The sequence below is a fragment of the Nocardia sp. SSK8 genome (assembly GCF_037034205.1).
GTDB lineage: Bacteria > Actinomycetota > Actinomycetes > Mycobacteriales > Mycobacteriaceae > Nocardia.
Genome location: NZ_JBAGKD010000051.1, coordinates 1 through 265 on the forward strand (window position 1 = coordinate 1; position 265 = coordinate 265).

At 59.6% G+C, this 265-nt stretch carries 1 protein-coding gene; it reads left to right on the forward strand.

The annotated features are described in order from the left end of the window. On the forward strand, positions 1–265 hold a 265-nt coding region (locus tag WA675_RS27330), incomplete at both ends, for an adenosylhomocysteinase (RefSeq protein ID WP_336088339.1).

Consider the following 265-nt stretch of genomic DNA (forward strand, 5'->3'; position numbering starts at 1 on the left):
TGTCGGAGGGTCGTCTGCTGAATCTGGGCAACGCGACCGGGCATCCGTCGTTCGTGATGTCGAACAGTTTCTCCAACCAGGTCATCGCGCAGATCGAGTTGTGGACCAAGCCCGAGCAGTACGACAACGAGGTCTACCGGTTGCCCAAGCATCTCGACGAGAAGGTCGCCAAGGTGCATGTGGAAGCCCTGGGTGGCACGTTGACGAAGCTGACCAAGGATCAGGCCGAGTACATCGGTGTGGATGTGGAGGGGCCGTACAAGCC